The organism is Mycolicibacterium lutetiense (assembly GCF_017876775.1).
Classification (GTDB): Bacteria; Actinomycetota; Actinomycetes; order Mycobacteriales; family Mycobacteriaceae; genus Mycobacterium; species Mycobacterium lutetiense.
In genome coordinates this window covers 22,556-42,743 of record NZ_JAGIOP010000002.1, presented here as the reverse complement: position 1 = coordinate 42,743, position 20,188 = coordinate 22,556, and the positions used below count along the sequence as shown (strand labels likewise).

The window sequence follows — 20,188 nt, the reverse complement described above, 5'->3', positions numbered from 1 at the left end:
TTCCTTCGAAGCAGGTCAGGGTGTCGGATCAGCCGGCGGCGTCAGCGGTGGGCGCTGGTACGGCGGAGGCAGAATCAGTGGGCGCTTCGGTCTCCTCCGGCGCCGAATCGTCAGGCGGCGCGGCCGGCGGCGGGGTCTGGTCCCCAGTGGGACTAGGAGCTTGCGCGGGCGGGGCCTGGTTGGCGGTCCTCGCCGGACTCGGCACCTGAGAGAATGGCTTGATCGTTCCCTGCATCACCTGTGCGTTCTTGATCGACAACGTGGCCCCAGGCGCATAAAGCTTGGCCACCGACCACGGGATCGGGGTCGGAAACACGTTCTCGAGTCCAAGTGCCTTCACTGTCGGGTCGTAGGAGACGTCGAGCTTGTTGCCACTGTCTGGAATCACCGCATCGATCGGGAAGCGCGTCCCGTTCGGGTCGATCCACAACACCTGTTCGGCGGCCACCGAATCAGCGGCGTCCCCGGTGACGCGGGCATACCAGCCATACCCCGGTCGCGTGATCGCGTCGGTGGCCTGCTCGGCGGTTCCCTCGTTGGGTAGCAGGCGCACAGTCGAGATACGTCCCGCTTCAGTCAGTGGCATCTTCGAGTTGGTGAAAACCCGGGTGTGAGCCGCCAATTCACCGCGAGTCTTAGTCCAGCTCCAGCACAGCGCTGGATTCGAGACGAGGGTCGGCACCGACGACGGGAACCGGCCGTCGTCGACGATCGACACGCGTTCGAAGGTCTGCACTGTTGCGGGATCATCGACCAGCCGCTGTGCAGCACCGACATTGACCATCATCTGGGCCAGCACGGGCCCCACTTGCTGAATTCCGGTGCGGCCCACCAGATAGAAGGCGCGGGCCCCTGATGCGGTGGACACAGTCAACACGTCGCCGATAGCCGACCCGGGGACCGCTGCGCTTGGCTGGCCCTGATCAGCCAGCTGCGGTGCGGTCAAGACTGGCGAGGCCGAAATCGCCCCCAGCAGTGCCGGGGACACCACTGCGGCCGAGTCAATGCGAGCGGGAGTCAGACCTAGGGCGGCTTGTGCGGCGAAGTCGCCTCGTCCCACTTGTGCGCGGGTGTCACGGTAGATCAACCACAGCTGAGAAGGATCGGTGGACGGTCGAACCAGAACTGCCCGCGTCTGGCCAAGGTCCTCTCCACCTTCCAACATGTCTTTCCCAGCGATGACCGCGGTGGTGATGTCACCGGAGCGCAGCAGCGACAATGGCACAGCGGTGTCACGCCAGTCGCACACCGTCCAGGCCGCCTCTTCATCGGTACGCGGCGTAAGCAGGTTCGGCGCATTGGGGATTCCCATCAGTGGGCCAGTCGGCATCGAACGTAGCGCCGTATCGGTGACGACCTTCGCATCGTCGGCCTTGCCCACAATCAGCCTCGCGGAGGCCAGGTTGGTCACCGGGTGCAGGCGCCCATTGAACTGGACGAACATGCCACCGCTTCGGGTCGTGACAATTTCGGCGACACTGCCATCGGGTTTCGGACTGATCAGCGACACCACGAACGCCGCGACCAGGATAAGGATGCCGCCTCCGAAGCCCAGCCCAAGCCAGCCGCGCATTCGCTTCAAAGGGGAACCTAGGCCCCGCACGTCCTGACGCGACAGGGCTTCGTCGACACGATTCAATTCGCGCCTGTATCCCTTGATCTGCCGCGGGGTTGTCAGATACCAGGGCACCCGATACCTCCTCGATCACCGGCGCCGGGCCTGTTGCTAGCGGCGCGTTCGGGGGCTGAGCGTGGTCGATTGATCCGCCACGGCGCGGGTGGGGCGCGGGTTAGCGCACCCGCCGTGTGCGTGATGGGCGTGGCGCTGCATGTAGTGATGTGCGTATCGGACCTCGTAGGGTGACCGAAAACGCTGTATCCCCCACCATTCCCGGCGGGTTCCCTCCACAGCTGGGACAACATGCACAGGCCACCCGCGCCTTGCAGCGCCTGTTCCCGTCACATACGATCAAAACTAAAGTTCTCTACTTTAGAGACTACCCACGACACGACGGAGACACTCGACGATGACCACCTCAGGCACGCGCCCCGCGCAGTGCATCCGCGCCCAGAAGCGGCCTCGGTTGACCGACGCGCGGATCGGGGCAATCATTCGTATCGAACGTCAGAACCGTGGAATCAGCCAGAACCAGCTCTCCCGTGACACCGGCATCGACGTAAGGGTGCTCTCACGTATCGAGCTCGGTCAGCGCCCCTGCCGCGCCACCGAGCTGTCCACCATTGCCGCGGCCTTGCCCATCCCGGTGGACAAGCTGCTGGAGCAAGCCCGCCAGCGCACCATCACACAGGCTTCTGACGGCCGGCGCCGCAAAGCCAAGAACAGTGCAATTGTTTGATGCGACCCCAGCATCGAAAGCAACGTCGCATTCCGGGACGCCGGCGAACACCATGCCGCGCTATGCGCTGACGGCTGCTACTAACCCGCTCGAATCACGTTGCCGCACGATGGGCAGAAACCGGCACTGAGAATTACGGCGACCCACGGTGACACCAGCCGCCCACCCTCAGCGCCGAATCCCTTTGGTGGGCCACACCGCCGGTCGCGCACCACATCAACGAGGCTGCCGAAATTCTCACACCGAGCCCCGAAGCCGACACCCGGAACTTCATCCGGCACCGCGTCGACGGGCGCGTCGACCTCAGTGAGGCGGCAACTGGCGATGATCACGGCCGGCGCCATTCGCAGCCGCCGCAGTTCTCGGGCGCTCCCTGCACGCCGCTCTCAGCGGCGAGATACGTGAGGACTTGTCGCTGCTGCGCTTCCGATATCGGCGCGTCGTCGCCCCGGTGAGCATCTCAGCCTCGCAGCGCTGGTCCCACTTTCCCCACCTGCTCGGACTGGCCGTTGCGCCCATGTGGCGGACACACCTCTCAGAACACGGCGCACCACCGCTTGTCGATGGCCGCTACGCCGACGTCGAGACCAACTGACCGAGCCGACCGTGCAGTCCTCCCCGCGGCGCCGGAAGGGGCGCTCGGATCGCCTCCAACTACTGGAGCCAGTGGAGCTCCCATCGAGCCCTGCTCGGAATCCTGGAACTCGCCTTCCGGTCCGATTCATCCCTGGCGCTTGCGCGCATTCGTTTCCGGTTCAGCCGGCCGACATGATTCGCCGCTAGCTAGACCTCCCCGAGTTTCACCGTAAATTACCCATTTGACCTGCGGTAACTGTCAGTAAATCGGTGACTTTTCGGTTCACCTGCACCAATGCGTAGCTGTCGTGGGAATGGGGGGTGCCTCGGACAGCTCGGCGTAACGGAAGGCAACAGGGTCTATAGATGAAAGCTAATTAGTTAGTTGTTCTAGATACGTATCTTTACCTGCATTCTCTCTGAAACAGAGAATATCCGCTGTCGGAGGCACCCCCCATTCCCACGACAGCTGCATGTTTGCCCAGCTGAGCGGTGAAGTAACCAGACCTCTGACAGTTACCGCAGGTCAAACGGGTAATTTACATCGAAGTACGGGGAGGTTCAGCGCGGCCGGGACAATTTACATCCGACAAATTCAGCCGGAATACGGGACCCGGAGACGGGAACCGGTCTGTCGAAAACCTGTTCGAACAGATGGGCGCGGCATTCGTGACACGACACAAGTTGGGAGCGCATCGGACGCCCCTACGCGGGGCATCGCCGCCGCAGTGGCGGGGGGACCCCGAGGCACATCGGCAGCGACAGTGCGTGTCGCCGGCCGGTGCCGCTCGACGGTGAACCCGGACGCATCCTGGGTCTCGATTTGGGCTCCACTCGCGTAGCACGGCGCGACACCGGGCGGGGAGGTCGAACTCTCATGGCCCGCCATGGTCCGGAGAATCGCAGCGATCGGAGCCGGCCGCAAAACCGATCAGCAGCGACGGTGTAACCCGCTGCACTCAGCCGGGTCGACTTATTGCATTCAGGGGGGCGCACTCGCACCGGAAGGCGGGGCTTCAGCTGGAACCATCTCGGGGCCAGACACGTCGGCGGGGATCGAGGTCTGGTGCCGGAGCGTCCGCGGGGGGCATCTAGAACCGGTACGTCGACCGCAGCCGTGTACTCGGGCCTATGCCCGAGGTGGCGCGGGCGTTTCGGGTGGCGTATCCGCAACAACCGGCAGATGCATGTAGTGGGTGAACTGGCGCTGGTAGGCACCTGGGCCGCCGAACTTCACCCCGCCACCTTCACCGGAGGACACCGCTGTACCGTCGGGCAACGTCACCGCGGTGTGCGACGCGTTCCACCCAATTACCAGGGCATTGGGTGCTGTGCCTTGGACGAACCCGCGGGAAGCCAGTTCGGATGCCTCGTCGGCGGTGCTGAATCGCCCCGAGAATGGGTCGCGTCCCACCGCGGTGTTGGCTACCCAGGACGCCAACCCAGAACAGTCGGTTCCCGCGGCGCTGTTGCCCCCGGGGATGTACGGAGTTCCCTGGACCTTGGACAGAAGGACCAGGATCGCTGCGATCGCGTCTGGTGTCATGCCCGCACTGTCTCCGATGCGGACATGACACGGCGCATGTGGCGCGTGTCAGCAAAAACTTAGCTATCACGCAGGCAGAGAACTTCGACTGGGTGGGTTCATCTCCAGTGTCGTGCTGCTAGGTTCCGCAAACGATGCGTTCACACCACCGCTCGCGCATCGCCCGCAGCGAGCGTGTTGCGCGCCATGTGGCCCGCTCGATCTCTCCGAGGGGGCATGCTCCAAGACTCAGCGCTGCCGGAAACGCCTGTTTTCGCCAACATGTCACGTCCCTGCGCTGTTACGGTAGCCGCCACGGGTGGTTTTGCCATAATCTCCACGTTAGAGACGTGAACGCGCCTCGGTTAAAGCGGAAGGACGCACTGTGCCTATTCACCCCCAGCGCACCTACGACCTGACCGACGAGGCAGTGGGAGCGGTGCTGCGTCAGGCACGCGCAGCAGTGGGGATGGATCTCGATGCCGGCGCGGAGGCATCCAACGTCAATCGCGCAGTCCTCTCTCGGATCGAGATCGGCGACCGGCCATGCCGTGTTCCAGAACTTGACGCCCTATCCCGGGCCTACGACATCCCCTCGCACATCATGATGCAGGCGATCTCCGGCGATGAACGGGCGATGGCCCGTGTCCGGCGCGCACGCAGACTGGCTCCGGAATCGGTTCCGGCCAACACCTCTCCTCGAAGTGCGAAGAAAGCTCCTACCAAGAAAGTCGCGGCCCCCGCCGTGAAGAAGTCTGCGCCAGTCAAAGTCGCTAAAGCCCCCGCTAAAAAGGCAGCCGTGACTGCGAAGAAATCCACGCCCGCCAAGGCCCCGCGCAAAGCTGTAGCCAAGAAGACCACGAGGCGCGCCCCTTCCCGCGATCGCTAATTCGTTACTCACCCGGCACGCCTTTCGCCGACGCAATCGCGCCTCACACGCGGTTTCACTGCGCCAGCCGCAAGTCTGCGGAACATCCGCACCGCGGATGGATCAAAGTCGGCAGTGTGCGCGAATTGTGCACAGGGAAAGGGGAAGAGCCCGTGGACGATCGACAAGCTGAGCAGCTGGGCCGTAACGCTTTCGCCGCCGGTCGCCCGGCAGCCGCGGCTCTGGATCCCACCATCATGGCCGAGGTCGCCGACGCCGCAGTCGGTGAGAAGACGCACCTGCTGGCAGCTTTCAGCCGGGGCTGGAACGCCGCCAACGCCGAGTCTTGACCTTGTCCCGCACTCGCCACACGCGGCCGGGGTGCGTCGACACATCACAGCCGCACGTCCCCCCCGACCGCTCCCCCGGCGTGGCGCGCAGTTGCTTTGAGGTGATTCCCACCGTCGATCCTATTCTCCACTTTAGCGACAGGGGCCCGCTCTCTTTTCGGACGAGAGCGAGACAGCGGTGTGTGAAGGAGGAGGATTCGGTGAGCGCGGAGGTCTCCCCGGACACCAACATCGGATTCGGCGGCGATGGGCACCCGGACACAGAGTGGTTGGGATGCCACGAGACTGCAGCAAGAACGCGAGGCCAGAGCCTGCGGGCCGACGCATTCGCCTGGCTGATCGCCGAGTTCAACCGTTACGTAGTTCTGTTGCCGGACATCGTCGACGATTCAGACCCGGCCGCCGGCTTTACTCGCCTGCGTGCGCGAGCCGGCAGTTACCGACTCTTCGAATTCGCAGCCGCGCTGGAGGAACGACGCACCGCGAGAATCGCCCAGGAGCAGTGGCACGCCGCCTTCGACCAGGGTGGAGCAGACGCGGCTCGCGCACTCGAACATGACCACCCGACATACGAAGCGGTGGCGAAGGACGAGATCCACGCCTGCATCGGCAACTTCCTCGCCGTGATCGGGTACGCCGCTGAGCTTCAGGCATCAGCGCCGCTCTCCCGGTGGATCGACACGGTCCCCGGCGACATCCCCGACACGTTGCGTGTCTTCGTCGACGCATACTTATCCGTGCTGCGGTCAAGTATCGGCCTCCCCTCCCATGACGAGGCGCTGCGGCGGTACTCACGGGAGTTATCGAACACACACGGACCATCTGTCGGCGACTTCGAAGCCGCCGCGGGACGTGCGCACGCCTGGCGAGTGGTCCTTTTCGAAGGAGGGCGATGAGGATGTCATCTGGGGGTCCGGCGGCGCAGTGAAGGCCATCAGCATTTTCGACGTCACCGAAGACATGCTCCCGGTCCACGCTCCGTATCGGCCGGTGACTGACGATGATCGGCTTTTCCTGGAGCTTCTCGCACTCGACCCGCCCGGCCCACCACGCCGGCCGTCGGAGGCCCGAGCCGGTAACCACCGCGATTCATACGGGATCTCTGACGCCGAGCACAGCGTACGGCGGCTGTGTTCGCGATGCGGTATCCATTTCAGCCTCTGCCCGCATGCAGGTCTCGGTGTCTGCGTCGACTGCGCTGAGGTTGAACTCAGCCTCACGGCGTGACGTAATCCTTGTTGGGGCGGTCATACGCCTCGGCGTGGCGCACTGATTCGGTTGCAGTGCACGAACTCCTAGATACTCTCTTTTTTAGAGATTTCGTTGAGCAAGGAGAGTCGTTGTGCCCGTTCCGTTCGTCCCCTCCGCCGAGCAGCAGGCCGTGATCGATGCGTATCTCCGTGGTGAAGACCTCGCCGTACAAGCACTGGCGGGAACCGGAAAGTCGAGCACCCTGGCCTTGATCGCACAGGCTCAGCGGGATCATCGGCCCGGTGCCACAGCCTGGTACATCACGTTCAATCGACGCAACGCGGACGAGGTGCAGGCCACATTCTCCGAGTACGGGCTCACCAACGCACGTGCCTCCACCGCGCACTCACTGGCCAACCGCACCTGCCGGGCGACCCCGGCGCTGCGGCACTGGGTGGAGCGGCTCAATAAGCACTCTCTTCGCATGGCCGAGGAGATGCGCCTGCTCGGTGTCCCCCGCGCCGCACGGTGTCTTGACGCCGTATTGAAGCTGGAGCCCGGCACCGGAAAGTGCGTGGGGGTTATCGTGCCGTCCCGGGATCCGAGATTCTCGTTGCAACGTCGGTTTCTGACACTGACGCGCAAGACGGTGGAGAAGTTCTGTCAGTCCGCAGAACCCGAGATTGACTGGATGCATGTGCCGTCACTGGCAGGGATGCCCAAAGAGATGCGGCCGATCGTGCGCCGGGAGCTGATCACATGCGCACGAGGCATGTGGGACGAACTGTCGGATCCCGACAGCCCGCTGGGAACGAGCCACCAGCACTTTTTGAAAGCGTGGGCGTTGAGTGCGCCGATCATCGGCAGCCCCGGCGACGTGCTGCTCTACGACGAAGCCCAAGACGCAAACCCCGTACTAGCTCAAGTCGTCATGGCCCAGCAGGGCCGGGTACAGCTGGCCCTGGTAGGCGACGAGAACCAACAGATCTACACGTTCACTGGAAGCGTCGACGCCATGCAGGACTTCGTGATGCGGCCCGGAGTCCGGGCCTTGCCGCTCACAGAGTGCCGCCGCTTCGGCCCCGCCATCGCCGCGGAGGCCAACAAGGTTCTCGACCTGCTTGACCCTGCCCGAACTGGAATCCGCCTCGTCGGGATTGGGCCGGAGGGTGGGCAGGTGCACCACCAATACAGCGACAGCGATACCCACGCCGTCACCGCAGTGGTGTGCCGCACCAACGCCCGCGTGATCGAACACATCATGCTTCAGCTCGCGGCCGGCCGCCGCGTGCACTCAACGATCGACATCGTCGCGTTGGAGCGACTGGCCCGGGATGTTGAACTCGTCGAAGACGGCAGAGCCGAAGAGGCGAAAGACACTGTGTTGCAGGGGTTCACCGACCTTGCGCTTTGGAACGACTGGCTCTATGAAGAGGACCCCGAAAACGAGGAGCTGCGAGACCAGGTGCTGGCAGTTCTCAAGTACGGGGTATCCGCGATCAAAACACTGGCTCAGGCTCTGGTGGGGGACCCTTCAGGCGCCGACGTCACCGTCTCCACCGTGCATAAAGCCAAAGGCGGAACCTGGGATCGTGTCTTGGTCGATATGGGCGACGTTCCGATCGATGACGACGATGACGAGCAGCTGCGTCTGCTGTACGTGGCCCTGACCCGGGCGCGACATCAGGTTCTGTGGGCCCCGCCGGAACCTAAGAACGGCGCCTACGGGCGTCCAGCAGCGTAGACCTACCGCGACACACTGACGAACACGGTCTCGGGCCGGGTCACCGCGGCCATTCTGCCCGCGGGCTCGAGAACCCGTGACCGGGACCGCCAGCTGCGCACCACCTCAGCGGTGGGAGCGAGCATGCTCCGGGACGCCGCCGGCCAAAATGGGGCAGGAGACGCAGCGCGGCCCAGATTCCCCGGACGGCCCCTCCTTCGGCGTGTTGCAGCGCCAACTCTTGCGCAGGCAGAGCCCCATCTCTAAACTAGCGACACTCGGGGCTGACAGGTTTCGACAGCCAGAAGAGACAACTGAACAGCGTGCCAGTGAATGGCTCTCGACCACTGCGAGCGTCGGAGCCGAAAAGATAACCGCGAACGAAAACGATTCGCTCGTGCCTGACGCCGATCTCGCGGAGATCGAGGCCTTCGCCAACGGCGACGTCCTCGTCTGCGCCTGACTGGTAGGACACTGGGGCGGACCCGGGAGACCTCCGACGCTCCCCCGCCCTTTCACAAACAAGATTCGGGTGGCGACAGCACGGGCTTCCCGCTCCAACGTTGGTGACTGTCGTGAGTCTGCCTATGAGGTCTGCCCTTTCAAGGAATCTGTCAGATGGGGTGGATCGCGCTGTACCAGCCGGTGCAGCCTTCGACGAACACACCGAGCGGCCGCAACCGCGTCTGCAGCTGGTCATGGAGCTCGTACTGCTCGTAGTCGAGATTGAATGCACCGGCATGATCACCACCGTCGTGGGTGATGATCAGCAGTGAGCTCAGTCCGTACAACTCGCCGCGATCCAGCCACTGCTGCGGCGAGTAGAACTTGCCTCCCCCACCGTGATTGGTGATGTTTTTCTCGGTGAAGAAGTCTCGGATCGTCTCGGCGGCTTTGCGGCCGTCAGCGCTCAGGTCCTCAGGGATGGGCCAGTCGTTGCTCATGGCGCAGATCCTCGCCAACGAGTCTGGGACGTCCGTCACGCGGCGCGATCGGATGCACTGCCTTTCAGGCCGACTTACCTTGGAAGCGCGTAGCGACCCGGTCGCTGGACTGCAGCACGCCCCGGTCGCCGGGTCGTCGAATCACATGGAACCACAGCGTTTTGTCGCCGGTGTTCTGGTTGGTCTCGTAGCCGGCTTCGGCCAGTGATATGTGGCCTCGCTCCAGATCGTTAGTCCATACCCGAAGGCCCTCGGTGATCAGGACACCGTCGGCGGTGCGGTCAGTTCCTGACAGTTCAGTGTTTCGTTCCATCATGTGCTGCAGCGTCACAGCTGCGGTTGCCCGAACTTCCCAGCGGCGCGGACGCGCGTCGCCCCCGTGCGTATTCGCTGGTTGATGTCGGTAGCGGGTGTTACCTTTTGATACATGACCGTGTGGGGCCGCGACTATCGCACAACGACCGGGATGCACGCTGCATCCTCGGCTTCGTTGTCATGCGCGGACACCAACATCACCAGCATTGTCGGCCTCTGGTCGGTGGACGAGTCCCGTAGCTTCAGCCAGTCCAGGTGCTTCCGGCCATCACTGCGTCACCCTTCCGCCCCGTCAGTGGGCGTGTGCGCCGGCCGGAAGCTTGGGCCCGAAGAACAATCTTATAAATCCCTCAGCCTGGCTGTTTTCCCTGACAGAAACGTCGCTTGACGTCTCTGTAGCTAATTACACCCAAATCCGCAGTCCCACAAACTATTTCAGTCGAAAATGGGCTGGACAACTCGCTTTTCTAGTAGCACCATTCTGGTCACTGGATACGGAATCGCTCCCAGCGATCACGGCTTCGGTCCGCACCACCCGGGACACCCCCGTGATGCACAGCAACTTGAGAACTCCACAGTGTGTGATGCACTGCCCCTCACCGGGACAGGCGAACGCGCCGCCTCGGCGTCCGGGCTCTTTCGAGGGCACGTGACCGGTCAGCCAGACGATCGCGTTTCGCCCCCGTACCGGTGAACCCGGGGCAGTGGCTGGGCGCCGCCATGCGCCCAGCGGCCGTACAGGACCACGATCGCGTGGACTGTACGGTCTTCTGCAAGCGCGGACCGGGTCTTGAATGCCGGTCCGCGCTTGCAGATTCGCGCCGCTAGCTCAGTCGGTAGAGCAGCTGACTCTTAATCAGCGGGCCGAAGGTTCGATCCCTTCGCGGCGCACCACACGCGACCAGTCCCCGGCGCCGCCTGGGACACTGCGGATGTAGCTCAGCTGGCAGAGCGCCACCCTTCCAAGGTGGATGTCGCGGGTTCGATGCCCGTCGTCCGCTCGATGCGCGAGATGCGCGAGATGCGCGGGCTCACCTCGACCCGGATGCTGCGTCGTCGCATGACCAGGACGCTGCAGCACCCGCTCGGCTCCCCTCAACGGCCAGGCCCTCTGGCGGAACTGGAAGACGCACCGGATTCAAGACCCCGTGCCCATTCGGGCGTGCGGGTTCGACTCCCGCGGGGGCTACCGATTGCCTCGTGGTGTAACTGGCAGCACTGGCGATTTTGGTTCGCCTGGTTCAGGTTCGAACCCTGGCGAGGCAGCAGGTCGGCGGACCGTAACCACACTATGCCCCGTGATCTAAACGGCAGCATGACTGATTCTGGATCAGTTCAGCCTTGGTTCGAATCCAGGCGGGGCAGCCACTCTCGTCTCGTCGGCGTGTCGCATCTGGGCTGCTCACTTGGTAGGCGGCGGCATCTATTCTCTATTTTAGGGATATTGATCGTTTCCAGGAGTGAGGACATCCACCCATGTCGATGAACCCGAAACTGCACCTCACACCGATCAGTCTCGGCGACGTGGGCGTGCGAGAAAAGTGGAACTATCTGGGAGCACGTGTCGCGCTCGGGTACGGACCGCAGGTTGAGGGCAAGCGCTGCTATTGGTTCCGCCGCGAGAACATCGGCACGGGCGGCACCACGCTGATCATTCCGGTCGCTGACTTCTGGCCGGCTGGGCAGCGGTGCGACAGCTCGCCGGCGTAGGACGTGCACGCAAAGGACTCCACGCCCAATGGTTGCCGCTAGTACGGCCGCGAGCAGCGCTCCCACTCCCTCGATTGGCATGACTCCGCCCGGTATGAACGGTGGTCCCCTCCCGAGAGACGAGCAGCATGAACGCATTCGCAACCGCCGCGAGGCGGACAACCCGCCCCGGTAGCTCAGTCCGGCCAGAGCGGCTGCCTTGTAAGCAGCGACCGTCGCCGGTTCGAATCCGGCCCGGGGCTCAACCCGATTGTGACGAATGCAGCGGCTCAAAGTGCCGCTCGATCGCCGCAAGCATGTCCTCCATTGTCGCGAGGCCGTAGCGGAGGCGCTCACGGCTGGCCATGGGCGTGTCTGGAGTCGGCGCTTCAGCGAACCGGTCGACTCGGATCCTGAACTGGTGCAACTCATCGGCGTTGCACCGGCCAACGCCGGCCAACAGCAGACAGCGCTGTTGTTCAAGTAGGGCTGTGTGTGGGGATATCCGCATGCATCACGACGCTAGGCTCCGCTGCGTGAATGCGCTACTCACCCTTGTCGCTAGCCGAGACCACGCAGATGATCTGGCGGACACGCTCAAGTACGCTGCTCGCCCGCTTCGCCTTCATAGCTCAGTGGCACGAGCGCGCCCTTGGTATGGGCGAGGCCCCGGGTTCGACCCCCGGTGAAGGCTCCACGGTTGTCGGTGACTATCCGCTCGCGCAGCGGAGCGCGGAGCCGTCAGACCAGGTCCCCTCTGCCATGCGGGGGCGCATGGCGGCAGTAGCCGAACTGGGCAAGCCAGCTGTAGCTGGTCGAAAGCCGTGGGCTCTAAGTGGATGTGGCGCAGCCGGTAGCGCGTTTCGTTGCCAACGAGAAGGCCGCGGGTTCGATCCCCGCCATCCGCACCATGCCCCTCTAGCCCAACTGGTAGAGGCGTCGGATTTAGGTTCCGAAGGTTCCCGGTTCGAATCCGGGGAGGGGTACACAGAGGAAATACCTTGGCCCGTAGCTCAATTGGCAGAGCACGCGACTGTTAATCGCGTAGTTGAAGGTTCGACCCCTTCCGGGCCAGCGCACCACTTCGGGGGCTTAGCTCAGCTGGTAGAGCGCCTGCTTTGCAAGCAGGATGTCGGGAGTTCGAATCTCCCAGTCTCCACTTCTGGCGCATCCGCGCCACCTGGCCCGCCACGACACTGAAAGGAGGTGCGGCGCCATGACGATGACGGCCCCCGCACCTGCCGTCGAGGTGTTCAACGCCGACTACAGCCTGCTCGACCGGGTTGGCTGGCAGGCTGCAGTGTCGATGCTGATGCGCGAGGTCGCCTACGCGCTGGAGGCGCACGACCCGCCACAGGTGCTGCGCTCCCCCACCGCCGCAATCGAGCTGCCCAAGTCGCTGCTGCTGGTGCGCTACGCCCCGGTTCCGTACCGTCGCGAAGCCGATCACGCCAGCCGCGCCGAGATCTTGACGCGCGACGCGAACCGGTGTCAGTTCGTCGGCTGCGGCGGGAGCGCTACGACGATTGATCACCTGTTGCCGCGCAGTCGCGGAGGCGGAAACACCTGGCACAACCTGGTGGCCAGCTGCGAGGCGTGCAACGGCGCCAAGGCCAATCGCACGCCAGCCGAGGCGGGAATGCGCCTGGTGCGCGAACCGTTTCGTCCCGGCCACCTGTGACGGCGGCTGTGTTCCGCACCATGCCGGTCGACGCGGTGTGGGACACAGCCGCCGACCCGACATGGTCCGTTGGAGTAGTTGGTTATCTCGCCACCCTCTCAAGGTGGAGATCACGGGTTCGATCCCCGTACGGACTACCTAGCCGTCGCCGGTCAGCCGGCCGTCACGTCAGGCAGACTGTTGATTTCCGCGCTCGATGCGCGCCATGGCATTACCCGCGCAGTGATGGGGGCGGTCGATGCGCACCTGCAGCTGCGGGCACGCACCTGAAATGGTCCCGAAGCTGACACGGTTCAAGCGCCAGGTTGAAGCCCCGGAGACGCCGGTTCGACTCCGGTCGGGACCACTTTGTCGGTGTTCAGGTTCGACTCCTGCCACCGACGCCGAGCCGCGGTAGCTCAGTGGAAAGAGCATCTGCCTACGAAGCAGGGGCCGGGGGTTCAAATCCCTCTCGCGGTGCAACGGACCGGGACCGTCAACTCCCCGAAACGATCTGTAGCTCAGACGGTTAGAGCGCATCGCTGATAACGATGAGGTCCGAGGTTCAACTCCTCGCAGGTCGACCACGCGGCGGATCGCCGCGCATGCCGGTGTAGAGCAGCTGGTTAGCTCGCCGCCCTGTCAAGGCGGAGGTCGCGGGTTCAAGCCCCGTCACTGGCGCCAGCGGTGCAATGGGCACCGTTTAGGTCTCGTAGCTCAGCGGGAGAGCGCCGCGCCTACAACGCGGATGTCGGGGGTTCGAACCCTTCCGGGACCACTACGCCGGCACGGCGCAGTTGGCGAGGCGCGCCTGACTGTAAATCAGGTCTCTCGGGTGAGGGGGTTCGAATCCCTCTGCCGGCACCAAGGCCCGCGTCGGCCTCAACGATGCGAAACGGGGTGTGGCGCAGCTTGGTAGCGCGTTCGCTTTGGGAGCGAAAGGTCCTCGGTTCGAATCCGGGTACCCCGACAAGATTTTCAGCCCGCGTAGCTCGGCGGCTAGAGCGCCTGCTTCCGAAGCAGGAGGTGCCGAGTTCGATTCTCGGCGTGGGTACTTCGCCTCCATAGCTCAGTCTGGTCCAGAGCTACGGTTATCTACCTTGCTGGAGTCGCAGGTTCGAATCCTGCTGGGGGCACCAGGTCGTATCTTCGGCCGAGATCTGGAAGATGAACGCGCCCGGGCGCGCACGGCTTCGAACACCGTTGGTCGCTTCGGCGATGGGGATCAGCGCCTCCGTCTTCCGCTTTACGGGGATATCTCCCCTATGCGTCCGTGGTCTAGCGGCTATGACGCCGGTCTCCAAAACCGGACAACGCAGGTTCGAGTCCTGCCGGGCGTGCAGATCTCCGATCACCGAACGATGGTCGGATCCAGAGGTCGTGGCGACGATCGCGGTCTCGTCCATGGCGCCGTGCTGTGATGGCTAGGCACTCGGGCTTTCACCTCGGGGATGCGCGGGTTCGATTCCCGTCGGCGCTACTGCTTTCGGCGTGTCGTGGCATTTCAGTGGAACATTCCGCACGCCGCGTAGATGCTTAATCCGCGAGATCCTGTGTCAACGCCACCCCTGCTATCACCTGGCGAAGGCACCTCCACGACGCCGCACCTATCCCCGGACGAGAGGTGACCTGCACCGGATCTCGTACATATGCCCCTGTAGCTCAGCGGACAGAGCGGCGCGGTCCTAACGCGGCGGCCGGCGGTTCGAATCCGTCTAGGGGCACCGGTTTTCGAGCATGACGAGGGGGAATAACCATGACGCGTAATCCTCACCTGCTGCCGGCCGGCGTCGGAGACCTGTTCATCGTGGACGTCGAAGCGACTGACAAGACTCCGATGTCAGGTCTGATGACCGAGTTCGCCGTGGTCCACGTCGTCACCGGGGCGTCGTTCTATGGGCACGTGTACCGCGCTCATCCGCACCCTGACACCCCGGCCCTGCCGGTCGTGGAACTCGACGCCGCGGGACGACCGATCATTGACGCCTATTGGAGCACCGACGGCCAAGACACCGCAGATGCCACTCACGCCCGCGAGGCCAGCGAAGTGGCCGGGGCGCTGCACCGCTGGATCGACGGCTTTGGTCTCGCACGGCGCACGTTGGTCAGCGACAACAACAGCTTCGATGCGATGTGGCTGAACTGCTTCACCGATGAACAGCTCCGGCGAGTGCTGTTCGGTCACTCGTCGCGGCGCATCGGTGACTTCTACGCCGGCTCCCGCGGCAAGTGGAACGATCAATCATCGTGGAAGGGGATGCGGCGTACCCGGCACACCCACCATCCGCTCGATGACGCTCACGGAAACGCCGAAGCCCTGCGGACCCTGTTGGGCATTCCGGAGCCTCGCCTCGCCGAAGCTTCGCACTAGAGAGAAGACGCGGGCCGTCGGCGCAGTTGGCAACACGCTTCCACGGCATGGAAAGGTCGCTCGTTCGGACCCAGCCGGGACCACGCTGCACGGTCGAACGCGATTTACCGCGGCGGGCGTCCATGCGAGCGATCCGATACCAGTGTCGCCGCCCGTATCAGCCAACGCGGAGTAGGGCAGGTAGGTAGCCCGCCGGGCTCATAACCCGGAGGTCGCGGGTTCGAATCCCGCCTCCGCAACGACGTTCGCGCTGTCCGGGGTTCGATTCCCTCGTCCGATCTCCATGGGGAGGGAAGGTAGCAGGCGCGGCAAACCCGGTGAGACTCGAAAACCATCGAGTTCAAGGCCGAGCAGCACGGAGCATCGCCGTGCCTGACGCTCCGTAACTCAGCTGGCAGAGCTCCGCACTCATAATGCGGTGGTCGCGGGTTCAAGTCCCGCCGGAGCCACGACGCGCTGACCAGACAGGCCGGCGCACCCTGGAGGGCCAACCCGACGGATGGCGACGGGAACTGTCTTGAAAACAGCCGAAGCGCAAGCTCTTGGGAGTTTCGATCCTCCCGCCCTCCGCGCACCGACACGGTTGAATACCGCGCTGGAACTGCCTACCCAGTTGAGATGCCAGGTGCGGATGGCTCCGCCTCTGTGGCCGTGGACGGGCGGTTCGGCGACGTCGGCCGGGCTGATCTGTATGTCGGCCTGTCATGGCGGTGGTAGCTCAATCGGCAGAGCACCTGGTTGTGGTCCAGGAGGTAGTCGGGTTCGAATCCCACGCATCGCCCCAGACGTCTCCCTCAGACGGGAACGGCCCCGCGGGCCGTGCGGACGGCCAAACATGCCGCCCATCCGATGCCGCGACGGTCCAAGGCGCGTCTTCGCATCTCAATCGTGTTTCTTGCGATACGAAGCTGGGTGTTGGCTCTGAAGATAGACACCGATGTGGATCTGAAAGTACCAATCGAGCCACCACTGCAGTAACGTGAGCACACAGACGCACCGTTAACCGAAAACTCACAAATACGCAATGGAGTGAATCGTGGCTGACCAAGCAGAAGACTCCGAACTGGCAGCGAAGATCAACCGGCTGTTCGAGATCATGCGGAAACCGACCGAATCGCCGCTCTCCAACGCTGCCGCCGCGGAGGCCATCACCGCAAAGACCGGCGTATCGATCAGCTCCGCCTACCTGTGGCAGCTTAGGTCAGGGATGAAAACCAATCCCACGATCGCTCACCTTCGTGCGATTGCTACATACTTCGGCGTCCCCGCGTCCTACCTGATTGACAATGGAACGGACCCAAACATTGACGCCCAGCTACGTTTGCTACAAACTCTCCGAGATGCCGGAGTGCGTGACATCGCCGCACGTGCGTCTGGACTAACGCCACAGTCGCTTGAGAGTATTCGAATAATGGTTGACCAGGCACGACGCGTCGAGCAACTGCCCCCTGTCGACCGTGTCGACGGCGAGTCCTGACCAGGCGGACCTGTAGCGGGGGGTTCTCAATGACACTGTCCAACCAAGACATGCTTGACCTAGCGCGAACGCTCCCGATCCCCTCACCATGGGATCGGGATGTTTTCGTGCAGGGGGTTGCCGACATGCGCGGTCGGCCGATCACGTTGATCCCAACCGACACTGCCTCGCTGATCGATAGTCCGTGCGGGCTGTGGGTGGCCCGCGATGACGAGGATGTGATCGTGCACGAGCGAGGCACCTCGGACTACCACATCGATCAGATCGTCTGCCACGAAATCGGGCACATGCTCCTGGGACACCGCAGCGGCAGCCCGCGCGAAAACCGCGACGAGACGATCGAATCTGCGTGGCGTCATCTTCTCCCCTACATCGATCCCGAAACAGTGCATGCTGTGCTGGGTCGTAAGGACTACGGCGACGATCAGGAACGCGAGGCCGAGACGTTCGCCTCGCTGTTGATGATCGCCACCGAGGAGCAGGCGCATGAGCGTTCGATCATTCGCCGTGTGTTCTTCCAGCGCAGATGATCACAGGACTCCCCGACGCGGTGGCGTGGCCGCTGCTGTTCTTTATGACAGCGGTGACCCTCACCAGGTTCGCGTTCTACAGCACCAACAGCACGCAGTACGACAAGTACCTCAACTACACCCTCGGCTTCGCACTCGCCTCCAACCTGCTGCGCGACCGCACCATTGAAACGCACCTCAACCAGGCCCTGGGCTGGGATCTGACGACGATGCAACAGATCTCTCTGGCTCTCATGATCTTCGTCGGCGCTGAATTTCGTGGTTTCACAACCGTCTGGCGCGGAGACCTGCCCAAGGACGAAGCAATCCGCCGACACCGTATCCACCGAATCACCGCAGTGGTCTGCTGCGTGGTGTTCCTGGTCGCCGCCACTCCAGCACGCAACGCCGATGAGCACCTGGAGGTACACGGTGGTTGGCCGGCGGTCATCGCCTGGTCGTTTTACGAGATCCCGATCGTCGCACTGACCGCTCCCCTGATGTGGATGTGCATCAAGGAAACCATCCGCCGTGACGCCGCCTTTAAAGAACGCCTCGTGCCCATCGGTGGCATCGTGATCGGGTTGCTGATCGCAGTATCCAATCCCGGCGCCGCGGTACTGGCACTGCTGGAGGAACTGGGCTGGCTGCACAGCGTCGACTACCGATTGGCCGTGCATTCGGTCATCTTCTTCACCATCTCGGTGTGCGCCAACGCACTGGCCGCAGTCCCCTGCCTGATGGCCGTCCACACGCGCTCTGGGCTGGACTCCATGAGCCGCACCTGGCGCCAGCTGCAACCGATGTTGACCGATATGACACGTATCGTCCCCGGGATCGCATTCCAGCTGTACGAACCGTCGTCCTATCGGCGCAAGAAGCCCCTGGATGTCCACCAGAGCGTCGTGCAGCTGCGCGACGCCATGCTGCAGCTTCGCCCCTGGGAACGGCCGATTGATAGCGACGACGCCGCGCAGTTCCTCAAACAGCATGCAGTCTCCCCGCGCCGGCACCCCGAAGCGCTACGCGCGCTGAGCTTGGCGCGAGCCGCCGAAGCCAAGCTGGCCGGCGCCCCCATCGCTGATAACGACCAAACTGAAATCACCACATACCGCTCCACCAGTCTGCGGGAAGAGGCTGCTGACCTACTCCGGTTGGCCAGCTGGTGGCCAGCGGCCCGAACGTTCACCGGCTCCGTCCGCCCAATGGAGGTGGCCCCGTAATGGCCTACGCCAACTCGCACAACGGTTTCCCGCACACGCGCTGGCGGTTACCGATCGTCGGTGACCTGCTCACTCTCGACCGCAACAAGGTCTGCCAAGGCCTGGCCCGCGAACTGGTCAAGCATGGCGGCATCATTGAGCAAAAGGTGTTCAACGTCAGCGGCATCATCGTTTCGCGCACCGACCTGGTCAACGAGATCAACGACGAACAGCACTGGGAAAAGCAGGTCGGCTATTCGATGGTCAAGTTGCGCGCCGCGGCCGGCGACGGACTATTCACCGCACACAGCCACGAACCGAACTGGGCCAAGGCCCACAACATCCTGATGCCAGCGTTCACCAAATCCGCCATGCAGTCCTACCACCGCGACATGGCGGCCACTGTCGGCGAACTCATCGATGTCTGGAACGACCGTGCGGGTAGCTGGATTGAGATCCCGGCGGTTACCAACCGGCTCACCGCCGAGCTGATCGGCCGCGCCGGCATCGGGCACAGCTTCAACAAAATCGGCTCCGACAGCGCCGATCCGTTCATCGCCGCCGTCATCCGCGAACTCACCTACGCCAACCGGCGCACTGACGCGATCCCGTTCTACGAGAAGCTGTTCGGCCGGCGGCGCCGTGAGCAGCACCAGCACGACAAGGTATGGCTGCGTGAGCAGGTGGCAGCCATCGTCGACGACCGCCGCCGCAGCGGGATCTGCTCCGGTGCCGGCATGCTCGACGCACTGCTCAATACCGCAGACCCTGACTCGGGCGACAAACTCGACGACGCGAACATCGCCAACCAGATCCTGACCTTGATGGTGGCCGGCAGTGAAACCTCTGCCAACGCGATCGCTTTCGCCCTGCACTACTTGGCGACCAACCCAGAAATCGCCGCGGCAGCCCGCGCCGAGATCGACAACCGCTGGCCACGCGGCGACCTGCCCGAATTCGACTTCGACGAGATCGCTCGTCTGCGCTATCTGCGCCGAGTCGTCGACGAAACGCTGCGCCTGTGGCCGGTCGCCCCCGGTTACTTCCGCCAGGCCCGCCACAACACAACGATCGGTGACGGCGAGTTCCACTTCCAGACCGGCGACTGGGTTTTCGTCGTACTCCTGGCAGCGCACCGCGATCCAGCGGCCTGGGGCGAGGACGCCGACCAATTCCGTCCGGACAGATTCCTGCCTGAAGAGATACGCCAGCTCGGGCCCCGCATCTACAAACCGTTCGGGACAGGTCCACGCGCATGCATCGGGCGTCAATTCGCACTACACGAGATGATGCTGACCCTGGCCGCGGTCCTGCACCAGTTCGACCTGGAGCCTGACCCCGACTACCGGCTGGAGATCAGCGAAATGATGACCCTAAAGCCTGATGGACTTCGACTGAAGATGCACCGCCGCCGCTGAGCAGAACCGGCGA

15 protein-coding genes, 26 tRNA genes and 1 pseudogene are annotated in these 20,188 nt (G+C 63.6%); 38 read left to right on the top strand and 4 right to left on the bottom strand.

Annotated elements, in window-relative coordinates; genetic code table 11:
- Positions 1-28: 28 nt before the first annotated feature.
- Positions 29-1,690, bottom strand: coding sequence for a type VII secretion protein EccB (gene eccB / locus JOF57_RS09290; RefSeq protein ID WP_209915975.1), 1,662 nt, complete (start codon positions 1,688-1,690; stop codon positions 29-31).
- A gap of 337 nt (positions 1,691-2,027) precedes the next feature.
- On the opposite strand from eccB, the gene JOF57_RS09285 reads away from it, so the two are divergent.
- A complete protein-coding gene (locus tag JOF57_RS09285; RefSeq protein WP_209915973.1) occupies positions 2,028-2,357 on the top strand; it encodes a helix-turn-helix domain-containing protein in 330 nt (109 codons plus the stop codon).
- A gap of 1,558 nt (positions 2,358-3,915) precedes the next feature.
- Here the strand turns inward: JOF57_RS09285 and JOF57_RS09280 are convergent.
- Positions 3,916-4,479 (bottom strand): annotated as a pseudogene (locus JOF57_RS09280) (peptidoglycan endopeptidase).
- Positions 4,480-4,843: 364 nt separating this feature from the next.
- Here JOF57_RS09280 and JOF57_RS09275 point away from each other — a divergent pair.
- The 4 genes from JOF57_RS09275 to JOF57_RS31330 all read left to right on the top strand — a co-directional run bounded on the left by JOF57_RS09275 (position 4,844) and on the right by JOF57_RS31330 (position 8,611).
- On the top strand, positions 4,844-5,347 hold the full coding sequence (locus JOF57_RS09275) for a helix-turn-helix domain-containing protein (protein WP_307869987.1): 504 nt from the start codon (positions 4,844-4,846) through the stop codon (positions 5,345-5,347).
- Positions 5,348-5,499: 152 nt separating this feature from the next.
- Positions 5,500-5,676 carry a hypothetical protein gene (locus tag JOF57_RS09270; protein ID WP_019348427.1) on the top strand — a complete coding sequence of 59 codons (177 nt, stop codon included), beginning with the start codon at positions 5,500-5,502 and terminating at the stop codon, positions 5,674-5,676.
- A 200-nt stretch (positions 5,677-5,876) separates the two neighbouring features.
- Positions 5,877-6,572 (top strand): hypothetical protein, encoded by a 696-nt coding sequence (locus JOF57_RS09265; RefSeq protein ID WP_209915969.1) that lies wholly within the window; start codon positions 5,877-5,879, stop codon positions 6,570-6,572.
- Between the two features lie 446 nt (positions 6,573-7,018).
- The gene (locus JOF57_RS31330; protein WP_209915967.1) at positions 7,019-8,611 is read left to right on the top strand and encodes an ATP-binding domain-containing protein; all 1,593 of its coding nucleotides are present in this window, start codon (positions 7,019-7,021) and stop codon (positions 8,609-8,611) included.
- A gap of 593 nt (positions 8,612-9,204) precedes the next feature.
- On the opposite strand, the gene JOF57_RS09255 is transcribed toward JOF57_RS31330, so the two are convergent.
- Together JOF57_RS09255 and JOF57_RS09250 are read right to left on the bottom strand one after the other, a co-directional pair.
- Entirely contained in the window at positions 9,205-9,534 is a 330-nt protein-coding gene (locus JOF57_RS09255) for a hypothetical protein (protein WP_019348421.1), read from the bottom strand.
- Positions 9,535-9,598: 64 nt separating this feature from the next.
- Positions 9,599-9,850, bottom strand: a complete 252-nt coding sequence (locus JOF57_RS09250; RefSeq protein WP_070945712.1) for a hypothetical protein — start codon at positions 9,848-9,850, stop codon at positions 9,599-9,601.
- Between the two features lie 817 nt (positions 9,851-10,667).
- Between JOF57_RS09250 and JOF57_RS09245 the strand changes: the two genes are divergently transcribed.
- The 33 genes from JOF57_RS09245 (at position 10,668) to JOF57_RS09085 (ending at position 20,175) form a co-directional block, all read left to right on the top strand.
- Positions 10,668-10,743 (top strand) — tRNA-Lys (locus JOF57_RS09245).
- Positions 10,744-10,777: 34 nt separating this feature from the next.
- A tRNA-Gly gene (locus tag JOF57_RS09240) sits at positions 10,778-10,850 on the top strand.
- A 104-nt stretch (positions 10,851-10,954) separates the two neighbouring features.
- Positions 10,955-11,038: transfer RNA gene (locus tag JOF57_RS09235), tRNA-Leu, on the top strand.
- Between the two features lie 103 nt (positions 11,039-11,141).
- Positions 11,142-11,217 (top strand) — tRNA-Gln (locus tag JOF57_RS09230).
- 108 nt (positions 11,218-11,325) lie between these two features.
- Complete coding sequence (locus JOF57_RS09225) at positions 11,326-11,559, top strand: hypothetical protein (protein WP_019348419.1); 234 nt, start codon at positions 11,326-11,328, stop codon at positions 11,557-11,559.
- A gap of 165 nt (positions 11,560-11,724) precedes the next feature.
- Positions 11,725-11,801: transfer RNA gene (locus JOF57_RS09220), tRNA-Thr, on the top strand.
- A 358-nt stretch (positions 11,802-12,159) separates the two neighbouring features.
- A tRNA-Thr gene (locus JOF57_RS09215) sits at positions 12,160-12,235 on the top strand.
- Positions 12,236-12,373: 138 nt separating this feature from the next.
- Positions 12,374-12,449, top strand: a tRNA-Gly gene (locus JOF57_RS09210).
- Between the two features lies 1 nt (position 12,450).
- Positions 12,451-12,524 (top strand) — tRNA-Leu (locus JOF57_RS09205).
- A gap of 16 nt (positions 12,525-12,540) precedes the next feature.
- Positions 12,541-12,613: transfer RNA gene (locus tag JOF57_RS09200), tRNA-Asn, on the top strand.
- Positions 12,614-12,624: 11 nt separating this feature from the next.
- Positions 12,625-12,697: transfer RNA gene (locus tag JOF57_RS09195), tRNA-Ala, on the top strand.
- 57 nt (positions 12,698-12,754) lie between these two features.
- Complete coding sequence (locus JOF57_RS09190) at positions 12,755-13,219, top strand: HNH endonuclease (RefSeq protein WP_019348417.1); 465 nt, start codon at positions 12,755-12,757, stop codon at positions 13,217-13,219.
- 63 nt (positions 13,220-13,282) lie between these two features.
- A tRNA-Glu gene (locus JOF57_RS09185) sits at positions 13,283-13,356 on the top strand.
- 136 nt (positions 13,357-13,492) lie between these two features.
- Positions 13,493-13,565 (top strand) — tRNA-Phe (locus JOF57_RS09180).
- 41 nt (positions 13,566-13,606) lie between these two features.
- Positions 13,607-13,678: transfer RNA gene (locus tag JOF57_RS09175), tRNA-Arg, on the top strand.
- Positions 13,679-13,708: 30 nt separating this feature from the next.
- Positions 13,709-13,785 (top strand) — tRNA-Ile (locus tag JOF57_RS09170).
- A 20-nt stretch (positions 13,786-13,805) separates the two neighbouring features.
- Positions 13,806-13,882 (top strand) — tRNA-Asp (locus tag JOF57_RS09165).
- Positions 13,883-13,904: 22 nt separating this feature from the next.
- Positions 13,905-13,976 (top strand) — tRNA-Val (locus tag JOF57_RS09160).
- Positions 13,977-13,980: 4 nt separating this feature from the next.
- Positions 13,981-14,065: transfer RNA gene (locus JOF57_RS09155), tRNA-Tyr, on the top strand.
- Positions 14,066-14,094: 29 nt separating this feature from the next.
- A tRNA-Pro gene (locus JOF57_RS09150) sits at positions 14,095-14,168 on the top strand.
- A gap of 11 nt (positions 14,169-14,179) precedes the next feature.
- A tRNA-Arg gene (locus JOF57_RS09145) sits at positions 14,180-14,252 on the top strand.
- Positions 14,253-14,256: 4 nt separating this feature from the next.
- Positions 14,257-14,337 (top strand) — tRNA-Asp (locus JOF57_RS09140).
- Positions 14,338-14,465: 128 nt separating this feature from the next.
- Positions 14,466-14,538, top strand: a tRNA-Trp gene (locus tag JOF57_RS09135).
- A gap of 66 nt (positions 14,539-14,604) precedes the next feature.
- Positions 14,605-14,678: transfer RNA gene (locus tag JOF57_RS09130), tRNA-Glu, on the top strand.
- A 171-nt stretch (positions 14,679-14,849) separates the two neighbouring features.
- Positions 14,850-14,922, top strand: a tRNA-Arg gene (locus JOF57_RS09125).
- A gap of 32 nt (positions 14,923-14,954) precedes the next feature.
- Positions 14,955-15,569, top strand: coding sequence for a hypothetical protein (locus JOF57_RS09120; protein ID WP_019348416.1), 615 nt, complete (start codon positions 14,955-14,957; stop codon positions 15,567-15,569).
- Positions 15,570-15,734: 165 nt separating this feature from the next.
- Positions 15,735-15,808: transfer RNA gene (locus JOF57_RS09115), tRNA-Met, on the top strand.
- A gap of 137 nt (positions 15,809-15,945) precedes the next feature.
- Positions 15,946-16,018: transfer RNA gene (locus JOF57_RS09110), tRNA-Met, on the top strand.
- Positions 16,019-16,276: 258 nt separating this feature from the next.
- Positions 16,277-16,353: transfer RNA gene (locus JOF57_RS09105), tRNA-His, on the top strand.
- 312 nt (positions 16,354-16,665) lie between these two features.
- On the top strand, positions 16,666-17,046 hold the full coding sequence (locus JOF57_RS09100; RefSeq protein ID WP_110549555.1) for a helix-turn-helix domain-containing protein: 381 nt from the start codon (positions 16,666-16,668) through the stop codon (positions 17,044-17,046).
- A 125-nt stretch (positions 17,047-17,171) separates the two neighbouring features.
- Complete coding sequence (locus JOF57_RS09095) at positions 17,172-17,576, top strand: hypothetical protein (RefSeq protein WP_019348414.1); 405 nt, start codon at positions 17,172-17,174, stop codon at positions 17,574-17,576.
- The gene (locus tag JOF57_RS09090) at positions 17,573-18,778 is read left to right on the top strand and encodes a DUF6545 domain-containing protein (RefSeq protein WP_019348413.1); all 1,206 of its coding nucleotides are present in this window, start codon (positions 17,573-17,575) and stop codon (positions 18,776-18,778) included. The genes JOF57_RS09095 and JOF57_RS09090 overlap by 4 nt, the downstream gene beginning before the upstream one ends.
- Positions 18,778-20,175, top strand: coding sequence for a cytochrome P450 (locus JOF57_RS09085; RefSeq protein ID WP_083339320.1), 1,398 nt, complete (start codon positions 18,778-18,780; stop codon positions 20,173-20,175). The genes JOF57_RS09090 and JOF57_RS09085 overlap by 1 nt, the downstream gene beginning before the upstream one ends.
- Positions 20,176-20,188 lie beyond the last annotated feature (13 nt).